At 52.3% G+C, this 19101-nt stretch carries 19 protein-coding genes; 5 read left to right on the top strand and 14 right to left on the bottom strand.

Annotation, left to right across the window (positions count from 1 at the left end):
* The first annotated feature begins 9 nt into the window (after nt 1–9).
* Entirely contained in the window at nt 10–738 is a 729-nt protein-coding gene (gene fnr, locus KFE80_01040; GenBank protein ID UTW45548.1) for a fumarate/nitrate reduction transcriptional regulator Fnr, read from the top strand.
* Between the two features lie 92 nt (nt 739–830).
* On the opposite strand, the gene KFE80_01035 is transcribed toward fnr, so the two are convergent.
* A complete protein-coding gene (locus tag KFE80_01035) occupies nt 831–1529 on the bottom strand; it encodes an outer membrane beta-barrel protein (GenBank protein UTW45547.1) in 699 nt (232 codons plus the stop codon).
* A 460-nt stretch (nt 1530–1989) separates the two neighbouring features.
* Between KFE80_01035 and KFE80_01030 the strand changes: the two genes are divergently transcribed.
* A complete protein-coding gene (locus KFE80_01030; protein ID UTW45546.1) occupies nt 1990–2841 on the top strand; it encodes a class II glutamine amidotransferase in 852 nt (283 codons plus the stop codon).
* A gap of 109 nt (nt 2842–2950) precedes the next feature.
* On the opposite strand, the gene KFE80_01025 is transcribed toward KFE80_01030, so the two are convergent.
* The 6 genes from KFE80_01025 to KFE80_01000 all read right to left on the bottom strand — a co-directional run bounded on the left by KFE80_01025 (nt 2951) and on the right by KFE80_01000 (nt 8437).
* The gene (locus KFE80_01025) at nt 2951–4264 is read right to left on the bottom strand and encodes a DEAD/DEAH box helicase (GenBank protein UTW46569.1); all 1314 of its coding nucleotides are present in this window, start codon (nt 4262–4264) and stop codon (nt 2951–2953) included.
* Between the two features lie 25 nt (nt 4265–4289).
* Nucleotides 4290–4607, bottom strand: a complete 318-nt coding sequence (locus KFE80_01020; GenBank protein ID UTW45545.1) for a BolA/IbaG family iron-sulfur metabolism protein — start codon at nt 4605–4607, stop codon at nt 4290–4292.
* A gap of 59 nt (nt 4608–4666) precedes the next feature.
* Nucleotides 4667–5041: a VOC family protein gene (locus tag KFE80_01015; GenBank protein UTW45544.1), complete on the bottom strand. Its 375-nt coding sequence runs from the start codon at nt 5039–5041 to the stop codon at nt 4667–4669.
* Nucleotides 5042–5146: 105 nt separating this feature from the next.
* A complete protein-coding gene (locus KFE80_01010) occupies nt 5147–6313 on the bottom strand; it encodes a sodium ion-translocating decarboxylase subunit beta (protein ID UTW45543.1) in 1167 nt (388 codons plus the stop codon).
* Between the two features lie 10 nt (nt 6314–6323).
* Nucleotides 6324–8135, bottom strand: a complete 1812-nt coding sequence (gene oadA, locus KFE80_01005) for a sodium-extruding oxaloacetate decarboxylase subunit alpha (protein UTW45542.1) — start codon at nt 8133–8135, stop codon at nt 6324–6326.
* Nucleotides 8136–8197: 62 nt separating this feature from the next.
* Nucleotides 8198–8437 carry an OadG family protein gene (locus KFE80_01000; protein ID UTW45541.1) on the bottom strand — a complete coding sequence of 80 codons (240 nt, stop codon included), beginning with the start codon at nt 8435–8437 and terminating at the stop codon, nt 8198–8200.
* Between the two features lie 176 nt (nt 8438–8613).
* Between KFE80_01000 and argS the strand changes: the two genes are divergently transcribed.
* The gene (gene argS / locus KFE80_00995) at nt 8614–10350 is read left to right on the top strand and encodes an arginine--tRNA ligase (GenBank protein UTW45540.1); all 1737 of its coding nucleotides are present in this window, start codon (nt 8614–8616) and stop codon (nt 10348–10350) included.
* A gap of 42 nt (nt 10351–10392) precedes the next feature.
* On the opposite strand, the gene KFE80_00990 is transcribed toward argS, so the two are convergent.
* From KFE80_00990 to KFE80_00970, 5 genes are all read right to left on the bottom strand, one after another.
* Entirely contained in the window at nt 10393–10656 is a 264-nt protein-coding gene (locus KFE80_00990; GenBank protein ID UTW45539.1) for a DUF5062 family protein, read from the bottom strand.
* Nucleotides 10649–11176, bottom strand: a complete 528-nt coding sequence (locus tag KFE80_00985) for an O-acetyl-ADP-ribose deacetylase (GenBank protein UTW45538.1) — start codon at nt 11174–11176, stop codon at nt 10649–10651. Before KFE80_00985 ends, KFE80_00990 begins: the two co-directional genes overlap by 8 nt.
* A gap of 57 nt (nt 11177–11233) precedes the next feature.
* Nucleotides 11234–13123 carry an ATP-binding cassette domain-containing protein gene (locus KFE80_00980; protein UTW45537.1) on the bottom strand — a complete coding sequence of 630 codons (1890 nt, stop codon included), beginning with the start codon at nt 13121–13123 and terminating at the stop codon, nt 11234–11236.
* A gap of 17 nt (nt 13124–13140) precedes the next feature.
* On the bottom strand, nt 13141–14007 hold the full coding sequence (gene ttcA, locus KFE80_00975; GenBank protein UTW45536.1) for a tRNA 2-thiocytidine(32) synthetase TtcA: 867 nt from the start codon (nt 14005–14007) through the stop codon (nt 13141–13143).
* A gap of 117 nt (nt 14008–14124) precedes the next feature.
* Nucleotides 14125–14937: a DUF547 domain-containing protein gene (locus KFE80_00970; GenBank protein ID UTW45535.1), complete on the bottom strand. Its 813-nt coding sequence runs from the start codon at nt 14935–14937 to the stop codon at nt 14125–14127.
* Between the two features lie 106 nt (nt 14938–15043).
* On the opposite strand from KFE80_00970, the gene bioA reads away from it, so the two are divergent.
* Both bioA and KFE80_00960 read left to right on the top strand, forming a co-directional pair.
* The gene (gene bioA, locus KFE80_00965; GenBank protein UTW45534.1) at nt 15044–16342 is read left to right on the top strand and encodes an adenosylmethionine--8-amino-7-oxononanoate transaminase; all 1299 of its coding nucleotides are present in this window, start codon (nt 15044–15046) and stop codon (nt 16340–16342) included.
* Nucleotides 16339–17220, top strand: coding sequence for a DMT family transporter (locus KFE80_00960; GenBank protein ID UTW45533.1), 882 nt, complete (start codon nt 16339–16341; stop codon nt 17218–17220). Before bioA ends, KFE80_00960 begins: the two co-directional genes overlap by 4 nt.
* Here KFE80_00960 and KFE80_00955 read toward each other — a convergent pair.
* Both KFE80_00955 and KFE80_00950 read right to left on the bottom strand, forming a co-directional pair.
* On the bottom strand, nt 17212–18213 hold the full coding sequence (locus KFE80_00955) for a tryptophan--tRNA ligase (GenBank protein UTW45532.1): 1002 nt from the start codon (nt 18211–18213) through the stop codon (nt 17212–17214). The two genes, KFE80_00960 and KFE80_00955, sit on opposite strands and share 9 nt — an antisense overlap.
* A gap of 5 nt (nt 18214–18218) precedes the next feature.
* Nucleotides 18219–19100, bottom strand: coding sequence for an NAD(P)-dependent oxidoreductase (locus KFE80_00950; GenBank protein UTW45531.1), 882 nt, complete (start codon nt 19098–19100; stop codon nt 18219–18221).
* Nucleotide 19101 lies beyond the last annotated feature (1 nt).

Raw genomic sequence — 19101 nt, 5'->3', positions numbered from 1 at the left:
AACACCACCATGGCTCAAGCAGCAACGGATAAAAAGTGCCCTCACAGCCAGGTAAGCTGTGGCGATTGCCGTATGAATGCACTCTGCTTACCTCTGGCATTGCAAAGTGAAGAAATTGATCGCCTCGACAACATTGTGCAGCGAGGCCGGCCATTTCACCGAGAAGATCACGTATACAACGCCGGTACCGAATTTAAATCGGTGTATGCGGTGCGCAGTGGCTGCATCAAGTCTTACTACATCAATGACGACGGCCAGGAACAGGTTACTGGCTTCCACCTGCCCGGTGAAATATTTGGCGTCGACGGCATTGGCCACAATCGCTATGTAAACTCCGCTATCGCGCTTGAGACTTCGGCCATTTGTGAAATCCCGTTTTCCCGCTTGGAAGAATTGAGCATGCAGATTCCATCACTGCAGCGACACTTCTTCCAATTGATGAGCCGTGAAATCACTAACGATCAACAGCTGATTACCCAGCTGAGCAAAAACAGTGCCGAGGAACGCATCGCCACTCTGGTTCTCAGCCTTTCCAGCCGCAATGCCCGCCGCAAACTGTCCAGCACCCAACTGCGTTTGCCCATGTCTCGAGCAGATATTGGCAATTACCTGGGCCTGACTGTGGAAACGGTCAGTCGGGTATTCAGCCGCTTCCAAAAGCAAGGTATTCTTGCGGTGGACAAAAAAGAAATTGAAATTTTGGATGTGGAACGGTTACAGGAAATGGCCAATACCTGATCGTTCATTGCCAATGATAACTCCATAAAAAAACGCCGATGGCATTACCATCGGCGTTTTTTTTACGCTTAGAGCGCTATCAGCAAAACAAATTAGAATTTGTAGCCGACAGAGATCATGTACACCACAGGGTCGATATCGACATCTTTGCTCAGGGTGGCGCCATTGTTGAAGGTAAAGGTAGCGTCGGCATTGATATCGGCGTACCAGATACCGGCATTAACCAGCCAGTGTTCATCAATGCTGTAATCCACACCCACCTGAGCGGCAATACCGATGGAGTCGTCAATATCCAAAGTGGCCGGTGCCACGGCGCCCTGCAAGGTGCTGGACACGTCTTCAGAGAAGAACAGCGTGTAGTTCACACCCAGGCCCACGTAAGGCTGCCAGGCACTGCTGTTGTCCATAGGGAAGTACTGAATACTCAAGGTAGGTGGCAGGTGCTCAGTGCTACCGGCGTTAATCACACCAAAGCCCAAATCACCGGTATCCGCGGTAATGTCGTGGTCAAACGGGGAAGAGGCCAGCAACTCAATGCCCCAGTGGTCACTGATCATATAGGTAGCGGTAATACCCAGCGCTTCGTCGCTTTCGACCCGTGCAGAAGAGTTGGCAATGGCTGCCCCATTCAAATCCAGGGGGCCATTTCCATTACCCGGTTGAACAGAAGCCAAACCGGCGCGAACGATAAAGTCACCGGCTTCGTGGGCAGTGGCTGCCGCGGTGCCAAATAACAGTGCACTACCCAGAACGGCATTGATGGCCAGAGAGAGGGCTTTGCGATTTTTCATGTTGGAATCTCCAATAGGTCAAAAACTGGCGCTATTAAACCTTTCCTGTTCGATGCCGTAATTGATCTGGATTAACCAACCTTTGCTATTTGATAAATAGTGACCCCCATTGGGTAGGGTCTGTTGACGCTTCATATCTACCACTGTTGGAGACTGAAAAAGCGTCCATCTAGGCGCGAGGAGAGTGGTTTGGTCATTCCAAATGAGCGACGAGCAACAACGAGGGACGCCTTTTCAGGCCCAACCCCTTTCGTTAGAAAATACGGGGCTGAAGCTATTTTTGCGCTCCACTGTGTTGTAAATCGCTTATGTAGAATGACTACACCACACGCTTTACGCCTTGTTGAGCGCAAAAATTGCTATCAGCAGAGGTAAATATGAAGCGTCAACAGACCCTGGTGAACGCTTTTGCAGCGGCGGACTCCAAAAGGGGCACGCCTTATGCTGAAAGGAGAAGATTATGTGCCGTTTTGCGCTTTATCTTGGCGACCAGGCCATCCCGGTCAGTGCACTGGTTACTGAACCAGAGCATTCTCTAATCCATCAGAGTTACCAAAGCCGCGAACGCAGCGAGCCCCTGAACGGTGATGGTTTTGGGGTTGCCTGGTACGCAGAGAGCAATGCAGAACCGGCGCTATTTAAGGACATTTCTCCGGCGTGGAGCAATGCCAACCTACGCCATCTGGCACGCGTGACCAAAAGCCGTTGCATACTCGCTCATGTTCGTGCCGCCACTGCTGGGCTACCAGTGACTTACACCAACTGCCACCCGTTTGGGGAACAGCAGCTAAGCTTTATGCACAACGGTGAGTTGAGCTGCTTTACAGAAAAACGTCGCCAGGGTTTGGCGATGCTCTCTGACCGCGCTTACCGAGTGATTAAGGGCACCACCGATTCAGAATTTTTATTCGCCCTGTTTCTGGACCAGTATTGGGAGCTACCCAGTGACAGCACACCACTACAACGGCTGAAAACAGCACTGAGGCAAACCATACAAAAAGCCGCCGAATTGTCGGACAGGAACCGTTACGGCACCAGTACCCTCAACCTGGTGGTCGCCGACGGGCAGCGAGTTGTCGCCAGCCGCTATACCGACGGCAACCCGGAAGAAGCCAATTCACTTTATGTACAAAGTGGCGGCAGCTATTGCTGCGAAGATGGATTTTGTTCAATGACAGACACCGAAGCACAACATCGCTCGGTGATTATTACCTCAGAGGGCCTTAACGACGACCCTCAATGGCAACGGGTACCGGTGAATCATTTTGTGACTGTCGACAAGGCTTTGGAGGTCGTGTTAGAAAAGATTTAGGCTACGGGCTACGGGCTACGGGCTACGGGCTACGGGCTACGGGCTACGGGCTACGCAAAGTATAACAGCATATCTGCTCGCTGCAGCAGCCCGTTGCCCGCAGCTTTATCTACTTCTTCCTCAACGGCGTAAAACCTTCTTCCTTGGAGCTGTCATGAGCACTTCTTCGCCCCGATGAACGGCGCGGAGAAGGCGCTTTTTTCGCCACTGGCTTGCCGGTTTTTTTGGCTTGTTTTTTCTTTTTGGTGCCCGCCGCCTTACCGGATGACTTAAGTTTTTTCGGTCCTTTGTACTTGCCCTCCAAGCCGGCAATCTTGCGGCGTTCAAAGCGGGTTTTCAGGTAGCGCTCGATGGACGCCATCAAATTCCATTCCGTGGACACAATAAATGACACCGCCAAGCCCTGTTCACCGGCACGCCCAGTGCGGCCAATGCGGTGTACATAATCATCACCACTGCGGGCCATATCAAAATTAACCACCAGACCAACGCCCTGCACATCGAGGCCACGAGCCGCCACATCCGTGGCTACCAGAACATCCAACTGGCCGCGACGCATCAGCTGCATCACATGATTGCGCTCGTCCTGCATCATATCCCCATGCAAAACGCCCGCTTGAAATTCGCTGTTGTACAACCAGCCAACCAATTTTTCTGCGCCAGCAATGGTATTGGTAAATACCACGGCTTTTTGAGCGCCTTCCTGTTGTAGCAACTTCAACAACAGTTTCTGTTTGTGTTCCACATCGTCTGCCAGCACGATTTGCTGGCGGATGCTGCTGTGTTCTGCCCGAACCGCATTGACCGCAATGGTTTGCGGATTGCGAAGCACCGCATCCGCCACTTTGCGAATACCACGATGTTTTAAGGTGGCAGATAACAGCAAGGTTTGGCGTTCGGTGTTGCAAGCACTGGCAATGGTCAACACATCATCGCTAAAGCCCATATCCAGCATGCGGTCGGCTTCGTCCAGCACCAGTACTTCCAGATCGGAAAAATCCGCAGAACCCTTTTCCAAGTGTTCAAGAATACGTCCTGGCGTGGCTACAATAATTTCCGGGTTCTTGCGCAGCATCGCTTTTTGGTAACGAAATTCCACACCACCGGTAATCACGTCTGCCTTCAGGTGGGTCATTTTTTTTAGCTTGATACAGTGAGCCAATACCTGACGTGCCAATTCACGAGTAGGGGCAAGCACTAGCGCACGGGTGCCGCTTTTAGGGGCATCGGTTTCCATCAACCGTTGCATCACTGGCAATAAAAAGGCCGCGGTTTTACCACTGCCGGTCTCTGCGGTTACTAGCAAGTCTCGACCGTCCAGAGCTTGCGGAATCACTTGTGCCTGCACAGGGGTCGCTTCACTAAACCCCTCTTTGCCCAGCGCCTGTAGAAGGCGCTGGTGCAGGTGTAAGTCTTCAAACAAAGTGGCCTGAGTTGGCGCAGTTGTCTCACTGGTCACGCTTGCTGCCTCCCAGGCACTGGGGTGACTCTGCAGCTGTACCCTGCTCTGCCCACTCCTGAGGCGAATAGGTGTGCAGCGCCAAGGCGTGCACCTCCCCTGCCAGCTCTTCGGCCAACAGGGCGTAAATCGATTGGTGGCGCTGCACCTGGCGTTTTCCCACAAAGCCTTCAGCGGCAATAACCACTTTGAAGTGGGTTTCTGAGTTGACGGGTACCGAGTGCATGTGGCTTTCATTCACCACACTCAAATAAGCTGGGCTGAACTCCGCCTGGAGCTTTTGCTCAATTTGGTTTTGAATCTTCATAAAAGGAACGCAATTGTCCGGGCTGTGCCCAAAAGGGGGGATTATAGAGCTATTTAGCCTTAGCCGACATGCTGATCGATCAGTACTTGATTGCCGTCCGGGTCTGTCACCATAAAGCTGCCTGGCCCTGAACCCGCTTCGTCCACTGCATTGGTAATGTCCACTCCTTGCTCCTTTAAGGATTGCTGCAATTGGCGAACATCTGTGTATTCATCTGTGGGATGCGCATTCTGATCCCAACCAGGGTTAAACGTAAGGATGTTATTTTCGAACATACCCTGAAACAGACCGATAATATGATCACCGTTTTTCAGAATTAACCAGTTCTGTTCCGGTTCACCGCAATACACCGAAAAACCCAGCTTTTCGTAAAACTGCCTTGAAGCTTGAAGGTCTTTCACTGCCAAACTGATAGAAAATGCACCCAGATTCATAATGTGCTCCTTTTATTTTTAGTACTCTTTGTATAGCACAGCAGAGCGCTACAAATAAAAAACGGGCCTGAAAAGGCCCGCTCAGACAGTGCATTTTCTGGCGTATCACCCCACCATCGACAACATCACCCCTGCCGCTACCGCGGAACCAATCACACCGGCCACATTCGGCCCCATGGCATGCATCAACAGGAAATTGTGAGGGTTGGCTTCCAAGCCCACTTTGTTGGATACCCGCGCCGCCATGGGCACAGCGGAGACACCGGCAGAGCCAATCAGCGGGTTGATGGGGGTTTTGCCAAATTTGTTCATGGCTTTGGCCATCAGCACGCCACAGGCGGTGCCGATGCAGAAGGCCACCATACCCAGAGCCAGAATGCCCAGAGTTTCTCCGTTAAGGAATTTGTCAGCACTCATTTTTGAGCCCACACCCAGGCCCAGGAAGATGGTGACAATATTGATCAGGGCATTTTGGGTAGTATCGCTCAGGCGCGCTACCACGCCACATTCTTTCATCAGATTACCGAAACAGAACATGCCCAATAACGGCGCCGCACTGGGCAGGAACAACGCCACCAGTACCAACAGTGTCAAAGGGAAGACGATTTTTTCCGCTTTGGATACATGGCGTAGCTGTTCCATTTTGATCTGGCGTTCTTCCGGGGTGGTGAGCGCTTTCATAATGGGCGGCTGAATAATGGGCACCAGTGCCATATAGGAATAAGCCGCTACCGCAATGGCTCCCAATAAATCCGGCGACAGTTTGCTGGTAACAAAAATAGCCGTTGGCCCGTCGGCACCGCCGATAATGCCAATAGAGGCCGCATCCTGAATGCTGAAATCAAAAATACCAGCGGCGCTTAACGCCACTGCGCCAATCACCGTGGTAAAAATACCGAACTGGGCCGCTGCCCCCAAAAACAGGGTTTTGGGGTTGGCGAGCATGGGGCCAAAGTCGGTCATGGCGCCCACGCCCATAAAGATAATCAGCGGGAAAATGCCGGATTCGATACCCACGTGGTAGATGTAGTACATCAAGCCGCCGGGGCTTTCCAGATGGCCCAGAGCGTCGTACACCGGAGCCGCTTCAAAGCCTGCGCCAGGAATGTTGACCAACACAGTACCAAAGCCGATAGGCACCAACAACAGCGGTTCAAAGCCTTTTTTGATGGCCAAAAACAGTAGGCCCAGGCCCACCACAATCATCACACACTGGCCGCCGGTAAGCTGCGACAGGCCGGAGTCGGCCCACAAGTTCAGTAAGGAGTCCATGATCTGCCCCTTACCCTATGGTGGCCAGAGTGGCGCCGACGGCGACGGAGTCGCCCTCTGCCACCTTGATCTCGCCAATGGTTCCTGCCTTGGGCGCAGATACCGCGGTCTCCATTTTCATGGCTTCCAGAATAATAATGTTCTGGCCTTCCGCCACTTGCTGCCCTGGAGACACCAGCACCTTAAAGATATTGCCCGCCAATGGCGATGGCACAGGGTCGCCGCCGGCAGCTACTGGGGCACTTGGGGCGGCAGGCGCACTGCCAGCATCGGCACCACCGCCAGCACCTGCAGAAGGCGGCACAATACCGCTGACATCGCCGCCGGCGTTAACAGTCACCGTATAGTCCTTGCCTTCTACGTTAACGGTGTAGATTTCTTCGCCACTGTCGGTTGTAGGTACATCCTTACCGGTAGGCACTGGCTCAAAGGCAGACGGATCGCCACGGTTTTGCAGGAACTTGAGGCCGATTTGCGGGAACAGTGCGTAAGTGAGTACATCGTCGATGCGATTGTCGCCGCCCACCATTTCAATGCCTTTTTCGGCAGTCAGCTGCTCCACCTCGTCGGTGAGTTTATCCAGTTCCGGCTCCAGCAAATCCGCAGGGCGGCAGGTGATCGGCTCAGCACCATCCAGCACCTTGGCTTGCAACTCGCTGTTGACCGGTGCAGGCGTGGCACCGTACTCCCCTTTCAGAACTCCTTGGGTTTCTTTGGAGATGGATTTGTAGCGTTCGCCGGTCAGTACGTTAAGCACTGACTGGGTGCCAACAATTTGCGAGGTGGGGGTTACCAAAGGGATAAAGCCCAGGTCTTCCCGCACTTTGGGGATTTCTGCCAGTACTTCGTCAAACTTGTCTTCTGCGCCCTGGTCGCGCAGCTGGTTTTCCATATTGGTGAGCATGCCACCGGGCACTTGCGCCACCAGGATGCGAGAATCAACACCCTTCAGTGAGCCTTCAAACTTGGCGTATTTTTTCCGCACCTCACGGAAGTAGGCGGCAATGTCTTCCAGTGGCCCCAGCTCCAGGCCAGTATCCCGCTCGGTGCCCTGTAATATGGCCACCAGGGATTCCGTGGGGCTGTGGCCATAGGTCATAGACATGGAGGAAATAGCGGTGTCTACGTTATCAATGCCCGCTTCAATGCACTTCAGGGCGGTGGCGGTAGAAAGGCCAGTGGTGGCATGGGCGTGCAGGTGTACGCGCAGGTCGGTTTCGGTTTTCAGGCGCTTGACCAGCTCCTCGCCCGTGTAAGGCTTCAGCAGCCCGGCCATGTCTTTAATGCAAATAGAATCGGCACCCATGTCCTCAATGCGCTTGGCCATGCCCATCCAGGTATCGATGGTGTGAACCGGGCTCAAGGTATACGAAAGCGTACCCTGGGCGTGCATACCTACTTTCTTAACAGCTTTGAGGGCGGTTTCCAGATTGCGCATATCGTTCATGGCGTCGAACACCCGAAACACATCCACACCATTGACCGCGCAGCGCTCCACAAACTTTTCTACCACATCGTCGGCGTAGTGGCGGTAGCCGAGAATATTCTGGCCACGGAACAACATTTGCTGCGGGGTATTGGGCATGGCTTTTTTCAGCTCGCGAATACGCTCCCAAGGATCTTCCCCCAAGTAGCGAATGCAAGCGTCAAAGGTCGCTCCGCCCCAGGTTTCCAATGACCAAAAGCCCACTTGGTCCAGCTTTTCGGCGATGGGCAGCATATCGTCAATACGCAGCCGCGTAGCAAACAGGGATTGGTGCGAGTCGCGCAAGACCACATCGGTAATGGAAACTGGGTTGTTTGCAGAAGTCGCTTCGGACATAACGTGTTATTCCCCGGAAAGTAATTCAGTTGGTGCTTTAATGTCGATAAATTCGCTGAGACTTAATGACGTCCACGATGCTTATCCAGCGCCGCCTGGATAATTTGGACAACGCGTTTGTCCACCGCACCGGAAGGCGCCACAACGGGCTCTGGTTCCGGCACCACCTCCTCCGGTGACAAACGGTTTACCACTCGCGACATCACCGTGGTGGCCACCACCAGGATGGCAAGGAACACAAATACGGTGCCCATGCCCATCAGCATCAGGTTGGCTCCTTGCTGCAATAATGAATCAGTCATAGTGGTCTCTGTGCAGAATAGATTGTTGTTATAGTCGGGCAAAGGTTTTGAATATGCGGCAAGCTCAGAGTAAATGCAATCCCTGCAACCCGCTTCAACCTGTATTTGGAAATGGAAAAGCCCTACAATGCAGGCCTTTTTTACACACCTGAATTAGCGTACACCCTACATACAGCATGAGCATTAAACAGCAACTTTCCCAGCGCATTCAGGCAGCAATGGCCGCCTGTGACATTCCCGCCGAATGCGGAGCCAATATTACTCGCAGTACCAAACCGGAGTTTGGCGATTTCCAGGCCAACGGTGTGCTGGCAGCGGCCAAACGTTTGAAAACCAACCCTCGCGAGCTGGCTCAACAGGTGTTGGATACGCTGGATATCACCGATATTGCTGCCAAGGTAGAACTGGCCGGACCCGGTTTTATCAATGTTCATCTGAGCGATGACTTTCTCAGTGGTCAGGTCAATGCGCTATGTGGTGATCAGCGCCTGGGCATCGCTGAACAAACTGCGCAAACCGTGGTGGTGGACTACTCCGCCCCCAACCTGGCTAAAGAAATGCACGTGGGCCACTTGCGCAGCACTATTATTGGCGATGCAGTAGTACGGGCTCTGGAGTTTTTAGGCCACAACGTGATTCGCCAAAATCATATGGGTGACTGGGGCACTCAGTTCGGCATGTTAATCGCCGAGCTGGAAGAACAATTGGGTGAAGGCGAACAAGCGGAGCTGGCGTTAAAAGACTTAGAAAGTTTTTATCAGCAGTCGAAAAAACACTTTGATGACGACGAGGCATTTGCCCAAAAAGCCCGGGATTATGTAGTTAAACTCCAAGGTGGTGACGAACACTGTCTGAAACTGTGGCAGCAGTTTATCGATATCTCTGTACAGCACAGCGAGGAGATATACCGCGCTCTGAATGTCACCCTGAACCACGACCATATCAAACCCGAAAGCGCCTACAATGACGCTTTGGCAGGCGTTATTCAAACGCTGGAAGAAAAAGGCCTGGCGGTAGAGGACGATGGCGCCAAGGTGGTATTTCTGGAAGAGCTCGCAGACAAAAACGGCAACCCCAGCCCCATGATTGTGCAGAAATCCGGCGGTGGTTATCTGTACGCCACTACGGATTTGGCAGCCATGAATCACCGCTGTCACGATCTTGGTGCTAATCGCATTGTAATTTTCACCGATGACCGCCAAGCACTCCATTTTAGACAAGTGATTACAACTGCGCGTAAAGCAGGCTTTGCAAGTGAGCAACTGGATTTCAAACATTGCCCTTTTGGCACCATGATGGGAGCCGACGGTAAACCCTTTAAAACCCGTGATGGTGGCACCATCAAATTAGCAGACTTGTTGGTGGAAGCAGAAGAACGGGCAGCTAAACTGGTGGCAGAGAAGAACCCAGAAATGCCCGCCGAACTGCGCGAAGAAGTAGCCCGAAAAGTGGGCATCGGTGCTGTAAAATACGCCGACCTGAGCAAAACCCGCACCAACGACTATATCTTCAGCTGGGACAGCATGCTCAGCTTCGAGGGCAACACCGCGCCTTATTTGCAATACGCCTACGCCCGTATCAACAGCATCTTCCGCAAGGCTGAAGTTAATGCGGAAGATCTAAACGGCGATATCGTTATTCAAACCCCTCAAGAAAAAGCCCTGGCATTAAAGCTGCTGCAGTTTGGCGAGGCTCTTGAGCAAGTCGCGGTTGAAGCCTACCCACACGTACTCTGTAACTACCTGTATGAGCTGGCCAGCCAGTATATGAGCTTCTACGAACACTGCCCGGTGCTGCGCAGTGATGTGGACGACAACACCCGCAATAGCCGCTTGCTGCTGTGTAAGCAAACTGCAACCACATTGGCGAAAGGCTTAGATTTACTGGGTATTGAGGTAATGGAGCAGATGTGACCTTTGGGCACCCTGAGTTCAGCTCAGAGTGCCTGCAAGATATCACTGCAATAATTCATGTCCCTCCGGCAGCTGCCGGGATATCCACAGCGCCAGTTTGTGCTTCATGTTGCGCTCATCTTCGTGTTGTTTGGGTAACGGCTGCAGCAGTTTGTCATGCACCAACAGTCGGTAGATGTATTCTATTTTATCGTGGGCGGAGTCAGTGGCTTCAAACTTGGCGACGCCTCGCTTCTCTGCGTAAATAATGCCAACGCGAATTGCCTCTTTCACCAGTTGGTTTTCATTTTTTATTTTTTTAAGCATCGTTCGGACCTCCGGCCACATGGAGTTTTTGACGATATCGCTCTGCCATTTCTTCATCAAAACAACAAAATATCACCTCTTCCAAATGATCATTGTTCGCCAGGGCGGTGACGACTTCCCGCACCGCAATATCCACGGCCTGTTCTGCCGGAAAACGATAAACGCCACAGCTAATTGCCGGAAAGGCGATACTGCGAAACCGCTCACTGGCAGAAATATCCAATGCATTGCGATAGCAGCTGGCCAGCAGCTCAGCTTCGCTGTGGTTGCCATCTTGCCAGATCGGTCCAACGGCGTGTAGCACATAGCGCGCAGGTAGATCAAAACCGTGGGTCATCTTCACCTGGCCAGTGGGGCAACCATTAAGTTGCAGGCAGGCTTCCATTAATTGCGAGCCAGCGGCCCGGTGAATGGCACCATCCACCCCGCCACCACCGTTCAAGCTGCTGTTGGCGGCATTGACGATGGCATCTACTTGCAGCTGGGTAATATCGCCTTGGTAAACCTGGATTCTGTGCATGGCAACCTCTTACCGAGTGGGTTGCCATTGAGTATAGACTTGTTGCTCGGTGTTGGGCTAGGCGCCGTCAAATTCCCGCTGTTTACTTTCCAGCAATTCTTCCAGCTCCATCCAACGCCCTTCCCGCTCATCCATAGCCGCCTTTAAGGTGCCCTGCTGCTTCAGTAAATCAGTCATTTGATTAGCGTTATCGGCTTCGTAAAGCGCTGGGTCAGCCAAGTCTTGTTCCAGCTTATCCAGCACCTGTTGATCTTTTTCGAGCTGTTTTTCCAACTGGCTGATTTCTTTTTTAATCGGGCTAAGCGTGGCGCGAAATTCCGCTTCCAGACGTTTGCGTTCTTTGCGTTGTAGGGATGGTGCGGCAGTTTCTTGCTCAGCATTTGGCGCTTTGTCCGCACTGAGCAACAACTTGTGGTAGCTCTCCAAATCCCCATCGAAGGGAGCCACCCTGCCATTAGCCACTAAATAGAATTCATCCACTACGGTACTGAGCAGATGCCGATCGTGGGAAACCACCACAACCGCTCCAGTAAATGCCTGAATAGCAAATACCAGGGCTTCGCGCATATCCAGATCCAGGTGGTTGGTGGGCTCATCCAACAGCAGCAGGTTGGGCTGCTGCCACACCAATAGCGCCAGTGCCAGGCGCGCTTTTTCACCACCGGAAAACGGCCCTACCGGGTCGCTGACTTTATCACCGCGAAAGCCAAAACCGCCGAGAAAATCCCGCAGTTGTTGTTCCCTGACATCTGGTGCCAAGCGTTGCAGGTGCAGTAATGGAGAACCGTTAATATCCAGAGCCTCAAGCTGATGCTGGGCAAAGTAACCAACCGCCAGATTGGCGCTGCGCATCAATTCTCCGCTTTGTGGCGGCAGTGCACCGGCCAACAGTTTGATCAGAGTGGACTTACCGGCACCATTGCGTCCCAACAGGCCAATTCGGTGGCCCGGTTGCAGGTTGAAGCGAATCTTATGAAGAATGGTTTTGTCGCCGTAGCCAGCTTGCACCTGATCCAGTGATAGCAGAGAAGAACTAAGTGCTTTGGGCTCGGCAAACTCAAAATCAAAACCGCTGGCTGCCAGTAGCGGTGCCGTGGCGGTGAGTTTTTCCAGCGCTTTAATACGGCTTTGAGCCTGCCGGGCTTTGGTGGCTTTGTAGCGAAATTTATCGATGTACTTTTGCAGGTGTGCTTTTTGGCGCTGCTCTTTTTCGTAAATGGCCTGTTGTTGCGCAAGGCGCTCGCCACGCTGTCGCTCAAAGCTGGAGTAGTTGCCGCTGTAGCCAAACAGCTGCTGGTGTTCGATATGAATAATACCGTTAACCACTCGATCAAGAAATTCCCGGTCATGGGAAATCAACAGCAAAGTGCCTGGGTATTTTTGCAACCACCCTTCTAACCAGTAAATGGCATCCAGGTCCAGGTGGTTGGTAGGCTCGTCCAGTAGCAACAGCTCTGAGGGCACCAACAATGCCCTGGCAAGGTTAACCCGCATACGCCAGCCACCGGAAAAGCTGGCCACGGTACGTTTTTGATCGGCATCGGAAAACCCCAAGCCGTGTAACAGTTTGCCCGCCTTGGCTTCCATGCTGTAACCATCCGCAGCTTCAAACTGATGCATCAACTCCGCCAGCTGCTCACCTTCGGCACTGGCCATAGCTTGTTGCAGTTGACGGTAGTGAGTGTCGGCGTCAAGAGTGTGGTTGAGAACCGTCTTTTCCAGCGCTGGGGTTTCCTGAGCCACATCAGCAATGCGCCATTCTGAGGGCAAAGATACATTGCCTTGATCCACTTCCAGCTCGCCGCGCAACAGAGTAAATAATGTGGATTTGCCGCAGCCATTAGCGCCTACCAAGCCGAACTTTTGACCCGGATGAACAGTGGCAGAGCTGTCTTGCAGCAATGCGCGGCCGCCGCGTCGCAGTTCGATATTTTCTAAACGGATCATGACTTAGATGTATTGGCTTAGACGTTAACAACGTCGATGCGTTGAAACAGGGAATCGTCCACTTCCACGCGGCCCAACTGCAGGCCTTTAAAGTCAAACAACTCGGCATCTGCCAACTGAGACGGCGCAACATTTTTGATACTGGAAAAGATAGTTTCGATGCGGCCGGGGAACTGTTTGTCCCAACCGTTCAGCATTTCCTTGATCACCTGCCGTTGCAGGTTTTCCTGAGAACCGCAGAGGTTACAGGGAATAATCGGGAATTCCTTGGCGTCGGCGTAGCGGATCAAATCCGACTCTTTGCAGTAAGCCAACGGACGGATCACGATATTCTGTTTGTCGTCGGACAGCAGTTTGGGCGGCATCGCCTTAAGCTTGCCGTTGTAGAACATATTGAGGAACATGGTCTCAATAATGTCATCGCGATGGTGGCCCAGGGCAATTTTGGTAGCACCAATTTCCTGAGCGTAGCCGTACAGGGTGCCGCGCCGCAGGCGCGAACACAGCCCACAGGTGGTTTTGCCTTCGGGGATTACCGACTTCACCACGCTGTAGGTATCTTTTTCGAGAATGGTGTACGGCACACCAATGGATTCCAGGTACTCCGGCAGAATATGTTCCGGAAAGCCCGGCTGCTTCTGATCCAGATTCACCGCAACAAGCTCAAATTGCACCGGCGCGCTCTGCTGCAATCCACGCAAAATATCCAGCATGGCATAGGAGTCTTTACCACCGGACAGGCACACCATCACCTTGTCGCCGTCTTCAATCATGTTGTAGTCGGCAATGGCTTCGCCCACATGGCGACGCAGGCGTTTTTGCAATTTGTTGAATTCCAGGCGCTGCTTGCGTGTGTCGAGCGCTTGGTTATCGGTACTGAGCATGGGATTTAGCGGCTAATAAAAGGGGCGCCATTGTACCGAAACAGACAGCTACGGGCTACGCGCTTCGGGCCTCGGGCAAACTGCTCGCGACCCGAAGCACGCAGCTCGTGGCCAGGTTTACGGCGCGTTCAGCGCCAGGTCCTGGTGGTATTCAATATCCCCCTGAAAACCCAACAGATAGAGTGCCTTGCGGTCATCTACGTAATGGGCAAACAACTTCAGCAACCCGGCCTGGTTTGTGGCGAAGTCCCCGGAGTGATCGGAAAACAGGCGCGCAGCTCGCATTTTGCCTTTTTCCACTTGTAGGGCACGAGGGTGATTCAGGTATTCCCTACCCGCCTGTTTCAACATAGCGCGCACAGTGCGTCCGGTATAGGCCACTGGCTGCAGGTTCGGCGCACCTAAGGAGCCGTCGACCAAAGCGAAGTGCACCCGATGATCCCGCCACAAAGGACGCAATATACGGTGCTCAATATCGTTGAGACTGAGAGATTTACCCTGAATAGTCACTAGCGTGCTGTCTAATGACATTTCACCGATCTGATCAACGCTGGCAATGGGATAGTGGCTCAGAATCTGTTGAACCACGAGAGCGTTATAGAGGTTAATCCAGTAAGCCTTCTGCTCAGGCTTGCGATAAAGGCGAGGGTCCGCAGCTGCCAGTTGGGCAATGTATTTGTCCAAGGATTTTTTATCGGTGCGACTAACATCACCGTAACGGAAGCGGTTAATCTTTGACGGGTGATTGGCAACCACATACTTACCCAACAACTGGTTCCAACGACTGTGGTTGATGGTCGCTGTACTCTGCTCATTGGAAGCCGCCCAAAAAGGCTGTGAAAAGTTACCACTGGGCTTTGAGCTGGAATTACAGCCCACAAGGATAGCCGCAGTTAGAATCAAGGCAAAAGTTGAAAGAAACGGTTTCACGATTAGCTCCCATTTGTAGTTATTGTAGGCGAAACGCGCCAGTGCTTCCGACAACGTTGTTGCTACCTTACAATTGCCCACTGGTCATTTCTGGCAGCGTCACACCATGGCATCGTTAACTCCGTCACAGATTGAACGCATCGACCGTTCACACACTTGGCACCCCTATTCGTCGGTAGATTCGGCGAGTACTTCCCCCTGTTGGCAGGTGGTTAGCGCAGAAGGTGTGCGCCTGACCCTGGCAGATGGGCGTCAACTGATTGATGGTATGGCCTCCTGGTGGTCGGTGATGCACGGTTACAACCACCCCCACGTTAACCAGGCCGTCACCCAACAACTGGGGCGTATGGCTCACGTGATGTTTGGTGGCCTGTGCCATGAGCCAGCGGCACAATTGATCCAAACCTTGGTGGATATCACCCCTGTCCCACTGCAAAAAGTATTCTTGGCAGATTCAGGCTCGGTGAGTGTGGAAGTCGCACTCAAAATGGCGATTCAATATTGGCATTCCAAGGGCCAACCGAACAAAAACAAAATACTTTCCTTAAGAAACGGCTACCACGGGGATACCTTTGGTGCCATGTCGGTGTGCGATCCGGTAACGGGCATGCACCACTTGTTTGCAGAAAGTTTGCAGCAGAATATCTTTAGCGAAGCGCCACAGTGCGGCTTTGACAGCGACTGGGACGAAAAGTATATCCAGGACTTTGCGCAAAAGATCGAACAGCACCAACAGTCCTTGGCAGCGGTCATTCTGGAACCCATTGTTCAGGGCGCTGGCGGTATGCGTTTTTACTCTCCCCATTATCTGAAGCGGGTTCGAGAACTGTGCGATCAACACAATGTCTTGTTGATCGCCGATGAGATTGCCACCGGTTTTGGCCGTACCGGAAAATTATTTGCTTGCGAGTGGGCCAACGTTTGTCCAGATATTCTCTGCGTCGGCAAGGCCATGACTGGAGGTTATATGACACTGGCAGCAACACTGTGCACCGACAAAATAGCCCAGGGAATTTGCCAGGGAGAAGCTGGCGTTTTTATGCACGGGCCTACTTTTATGGGCAACCCGCTGGCCTGTTCAGCCGCCAATGCCAATCTGGAATTGTTATTAAACAACGATTGGCAAGCCAACATAGAGCGTTTACAGCGTGGCCTTGAAATGGGCTTATCTCCCTGCCGCGACCTTAGTTCAGTGGCAGACGTCAGAGTGTTGGGGGGTATTGGGGTTGTAGAGATGAAACAAGCAGTCACTCTGGCTGAGATACAGCCTCAATTCGTTGACGCAGGTATTTGGCTCAGACCGTTTGGCAAATTAATTTATACCATGCCCCCCTACATCATTAGTGATGCAGACTTGGGCGTGCTAACAGAAAAAATTGTAGAGGTTGTTTGCTCAATAGAATGACCGCAAAAAACCAAAAACAGGCTTTTGTATTTGCCATTGGCGCGGTACTGTTTTGGTCTACCGTTGCCACTGCCTTCAAAATTACTCTGAGCTACCTGACGCCTACACAGATGGTGTTTTACGCCAGCGTGATATCAACAATAGCGCTGCTGATAATATCCATAGTGCAAGGCAAACTGCCTCTATTGGCCGATTATCTGAAGAGGCATACGCTTTTTTATCTGGGGCTTGGCTTAATCAATCCGCTGATCTATTACCTGGTATTGTTCAAAGCTTACGAGTTGTTACCCGCCTCCCAAGCCCAGCCGCTCAACTACACCTGGGCCATTGCATTAACACTGTTATCCGGTCCGTTTCTGGGTCAGAAAATTCGCAATCGCGATTGGTTGGCCTGTGGGCTCGGTTATTTTGGTGTGGTGATTATTGCCACTCAGGGAAACCTGCTGGCACTCACATTTGAAAGCCCACTGGGTGTGGGGTTGGCGCTGTTGAGCACCTTGCTGTGGGCCAGCTATTGGATTATCAACACCCGCAATAGCAGAGATCCTGTGGTGAGTGTTTTATTGTCGTTTTTGCTGTCATTGCCCTTGTCTGCGCTTATTTGTGCATTCAGCGATGGCTTCGGCAATCTCAATTGGCAAGCCCTCATAGCGGTGAGTTACGTAGGCTTGTTTGAAATGGGAGTGACCTTTGTACTGTGGCTGATGGCGATGAAAAAAGCCGAGAACACGTCGCGCATCAGCAACCTGATTTTTATCTCGCCGTTTATTTCATTGGTTTTACTGGCAACGGTGATCGGCGAAACCATTCACCTGTCCACCGTTGCCGGTTTGCTGCTCATTGTCAGTGGGCTGTTTATTCAAAATCGCTCAGCCTAATGGCCTAATTCCCACCGCCTGTCGCAGTTTTTGTAAAAACGGTGCACTGTATGCCCGGGCTTTTTCGGCACCTTTCAACAGGACCTCTTCAATATGGCCCGGATTTTCCAACAGCTCGTTGTAGCGCTCGCGGGCGTCTTTCAACTCGTCGTTGACCAGTTCAAACAGCTGCTTTTTCGCTTCGCCCCAGGCAATACCGTTTTCAAATTCCTTGCGCATGTATTCTGTTTGTTCCTGAGTGGCAAATGCACGCCAAACCTGGAAAACCGTTGCGGTGTCTGGATCTTTGGGCTCGCCGGGCTCCAACAAGTTGGTTTTGATTTTGTTGATGTGTTTTTTAAGCTGTTTTTCAGGCAAAAATAATGGAATGGTATTACCGTAACTTTTGCTCATCTTGCGACCATCAAGGCCCTGCAGCACCGCCACATGATCATCCACCTTGGCTTCTGGCAGCACAAAGTGATCGCCGTAATGATGGTTAAAACGAGCGGCAATATCCCGAGCCATCTCCACATGCTGTATTTGATCTTTACCCACAGGTACTTCGTGAGCGTTGAACATTAGAATATCTGCCGCCATCAGCACCGGGTAGCTAAATAGCCCCATAGTAACCGCGTAGTCCGGGTCCTCTCCCGCTTCTTCGTTGGCCTGAACTGCGGCTTTGTAGGCGTGAGCCCGGTTCATCAAGCCCTTGGCCGCCTGACAGGTGAGCAGCCAGGTCAGCTCTGGAATTTCCGGAACATCCGACTGGCGATAAAACACCGCATTGTCGGTATCCAGGCCCAACGCCAACCAAGTGGCGGCGATTTCGCGGGTGGATTGCTGCACTTGCTGGGGGTCCTGGCATTTAATGAGCGCGTGAAAATCTGCCAGAAAAAAATACGGGCGTACATCGTCCCGGCGGCTGCTTTCGATAGCGGGTTTAATCGCACCGACATAATTGCCCAGGTGGGGCGTGCCGGTTGTAGTGATACCCGTAAGAACTGTCTTCATGTTTTTCAATCACACTGTTTTTGACATTGTTTTAATCGAGCCAGCAGACTGGATGTGTCCCAGCGGTTGCCGCCCATGTCTTGTACTTCGCTGTAAAATTGATCCACCAGCTCGGTCACTGGCAATTTGATACCTTTTTGCTGGGCTTCTGCCAGCACGATACCCAAATCCTTACGCATCCAATCCACAGCAAAGCCAAAGTCGTACTCACCATCAATCATGGTGCTGTGGCGATTTTCCATCTGCCAGGAGCCCGCCGCTCCCTGTGCCAACAGGGGAAATAGCTGCTTGCCATCCAAACCCGCTTGTTGGGCAAACAACACCGCTTCAGATAACCCCTGCACAACACCTGCAATGCATATCTGGTTCACCATTTTGGCCAATTGGCCGCTGCCCACCGGGCCCAACAGTTGTACTGCGCGAGCGTAGTGCTCCAGTAACGGCAAGGCGCGAGCAAACAGGGTTGGCTCGCCACCGCACATAATACTCAATACACCGTTCTCGGCCCCTGCCTGACCACCGGAAACCGGCGCATCCACAAAGCCTATCTGTTTGCGCCCAGCCTGTTCGGCAAGCTCATTGGCCAACTGTGCCGATGTGGTGGTGTGATCCACAAACAGGGTGTCCGGCGCCATGCTGTGAAAGGCCCCTTCCGGGCCAGAGGTTACTTGACGAACATCATCGTCATTGCCCACACAACAAAAAACCATCTCAGCGCTGGCTGCCGCTTCTGTAGGCGTTGGCGCATAAGTACCGCCATACTGTTCCACCCATTGTTGAGCCTTCGAAATTGTGCGGTTATACACCACCACATCGAGGCCGGCTTTTTTCAGGTGCCCCGCCATGGGATAGCCCATCACTCCCAAGCCAATAAACGCAATACGCATA

This window comes from bacterium SCSIO 12696 (genome assembly GCA_024397955.1).
Lineage (GTDB): Bacteria > Pseudomonadota > Gammaproteobacteria > Pseudomonadales > Porticoccaceae > SCSIO-12696.
This window is presented reverse-complemented; position numbering and strand designations above follow the sequence as displayed.

Bases quoted from the DNA above. Each gene is read 5' to 3' on its own strand.
- fnr (UTW45548.1), top strand. From the start codon at position 10: ATGGCTCAAGCAGCAACGGATAAAAAGTGCCCTCACAGCCAGGTAAGC.
- KFE80_01035 (UTW45547.1), bottom strand. From the start codon at position 1,529: ATGAAAAATCGCAAAGCCCTCTCTCTGGCCATCAATGCCGTTCTGGGT.
- KFE80_01030 (UTW45546.1), top strand. From the start codon at position 1,990: ATGTGCCGTTTTGCGCTTTATCTTGGCGACCAGGCCATCCCGGTCAGT.
- KFE80_01020 (UTW45545.1), bottom strand. From the start codon at position 4,607: ATGAAGATTCAAAACCAAATTGAGCAAAAGCTCCAGGCGGAGTTCAGC.
- KFE80_01015 (UTW45544.1), bottom strand. From the start codon at position 5,041: ATGAATCTGGGTGCATTTTCTATCAGTTTGGCAGTGAAAGACCTTCAA.
- KFE80_01010 (UTW45543.1), bottom strand. From the start codon at position 6,313: ATGGACTCCTTACTGAACTTGTGGGCCGACTCCGGCCTGTCGCAGCTT.
- oadA (UTW45542.1), bottom strand. From the start codon at position 8,135: ATGTCCGAAGCGACTTCTGCAAACAACCCAGTTTCCATTACCGATGTG.
- KFE80_01000 (UTW45541.1), bottom strand. From the start codon at position 8,437: ATGACTGATTCATTATTGCAGCAAGGAGCCAACCTGATGCTGATGGGC.
- argS (UTW45540.1), top strand. From the start codon at position 8,614: ATGAGCATTAAACAGCAACTTTCCCAGCGCATTCAGGCAGCAATGGCC.
- KFE80_00990 (UTW45539.1), bottom strand. From the start codon at position 10,656: ATGCTTAAAAAAATAAAAAATGAAAACCAACTGGTGAAAGAGGCAATT.
- KFE80_00985 (UTW45538.1), bottom strand. From the start codon at position 11,176: ATGCACAGAATCCAGGTTTACCAAGGCGATATTACCCAGCTGCAAGTA.
- KFE80_00980 (UTW45537.1), bottom strand. From the start codon at position 13,123: ATGATCCGTTTAGAAAATATCGAACTGCGACGCGGCGGCCGCGCATTG.
- ttcA (UTW45536.1), bottom strand. From the start codon at position 14,007: ATGCTCAGTACCGATAACCAAGCGCTCGACACACGCAAGCAGCGCCTG.
- bioA (UTW45534.1), top strand. From the start codon at position 15,044: ATGGCATCGTTAACTCCGTCACAGATTGAACGCATCGACCGTTCACAC.
- KFE80_00960 (UTW45533.1), top strand. From the start codon at position 16,339: ATGACCGCAAAAAACCAAAAACAGGCTTTTGTATTTGCCATTGGCGCG.
- KFE80_00955 (UTW45532.1), bottom strand. From the start codon at position 18,213: ATGAAGACAGTTCTTACGGGTATCACTACAACCGGCACGCCCCACCTG.
- KFE80_00950 (UTW45531.1), bottom strand. From the start codon at position 19,100: ATGCGTATTGCGTTTATTGGCTTGGGAGTGATGGGCTATCCCATGGCG.